1 protein-coding gene is annotated in these 1,445 nt (G+C 57.3%); it reads right to left on the reverse strand.

Annotation, left to right across the window (positions count from 1 at the left end; all coding sequences use genetic code 11):
- Positions 1–301: 301 nt before the first annotated feature.
- Entirely contained in the window at positions 302–1,354 is a 1,053-nt protein-coding gene (locus HKD31_RS15890) for an IS110 family RNA-guided transposase (protein WP_034929753.1), read from the reverse strand.
- Between the last annotated feature and the right edge of the window lie 91 nt (positions 1,355–1,445).

Genomic DNA, 1,445 nt, shown 5'->3' on the forward strand with positions numbered 1-1,445 from the left:
CATCACGAAAAGTACGGAAGAACCCATATGTGGACGGCTCTGTCTTGCAAGGGGGAAAATAGTGATGTGACCGTGTCGTTTGCACCCATATGTCCGGCCTGTTGTTGCAGTGTTCAGACTGCTGGCCAAGATGGTTTCTGCGATGGAAGTTCCATTCAGTTCTGCGGTTTTTGAAAACCACGGGCTCTTGCGGAGTGTCTTCCATTCAGATCGAACGATCCCCCATCTCCTCTTTGCAGGACTGCGGTATCGGCTCACACGATCACGTTCTTTTTCCCGTGCGTCGTGTTGGCCAATTTCGTCAGGAAGCGGTGGCCGCTGTCATTGCATCTACTGCCACTGGCTTGCGGTATGTCTCGCCACTGGTCATCAGCTTCCATGCAATGCGTGCTATCCTGTTGGCCAGGGCTACAGCAGCGAGCTTCGCCTTCTTTCTGCCCAGAAGACTGACGAGCCACGGCGTGGCGAGGCGGCTCTGTTTGTTCTGCCGCACATGCCGAAGCACGGTTGTTGCTCCGACAACCAGGGTGCTTCTCAGGCGGCTGTCTCCGGCCCGGGTAATCCCGCCGTGTCTGACTTTGCCGCCGGACGAATGATCCCGAGGGGTGAGACCTATCCAGGCCGCGAAGTCCCGGCCTGAACGGAACAGATGCGGATCCGGAGCCTTCATGAGCAGCAGAGCCGCTCCCAGAGGACCGATGCCCGGAATTCCGGATAGCCTGCGGCTCACCTCCTGACTTCGATGCCATGTGGCAAGTTTTTCATCAAGCTCCCTGATATGCTCCATCAGGGCACCATACTCTTCTGCCATCTGTGCAAACATCTCGCGCGCCAGGGAGGGAAGGATATCCTCGGACGCAATCTGCCTGAGGAACGGCTCAACGCGGGAGAGACCAAGGGGAGCAGTCAATCCGAATTCGGCAGCATATCCCCGGATGGAGTTGGCCAGCTGCGTACGTCTGCCAACGAGCCGCTCCCGCATGCCGACAAGCATGAGGGCTGCCTGCTGCTCAACCGTCTTGACTGGCACAAAACGCATGGTTGGACGGCTCATCGCCTCACAGAGGGCCTCGGCATCTGCCGCATCATTCTTGCTGCGCCTGACGTAAGGTTTGACAAGCTGTGGCGCCATCAGCCTCACTTCGTGGCCGAGCGCGCCAAGGGTTCTGGCCCAGTGATGGGAGGCCCCACAGGCTTCAATGCCAATCACTGTCGGCGGCAGTTTCTCGAAAAACCGGATCATCTGATGTCGGCTCAGTTTCCGGCTTAGTGCAACCCGCTCTTCGGCATCCACGCCGTGGAGCTGAAACACTTTTTTCGAGGTATCCATGCCGATACGGACCAACTGATGCATGATGGTTTCCTTCACTGACATTCAACTCCTCAGCATCCTCTCAGGACCACAGGGAGCCGTCCACACCATCAGTTCTCAGTGAAAATCAACA

The organism is Gluconobacter potus, assembly GCF_015244705.1.
Taxonomy (GTDB): domain Bacteria; phylum Pseudomonadota; class Alphaproteobacteria; order Acetobacterales; family Acetobacteraceae; genus Gluconobacter; species Gluconobacter potus.

What these genes read in the sequence shown, in the direction of transcription:
- HKD31_RS15890 (WP_034929753.1), bottom strand. Translation starts at nt 1,354, where the DNA reads ATGCATCAGTTGGTCCGTATCGGCATGGATACCTCGAAAAAAGTGTTT.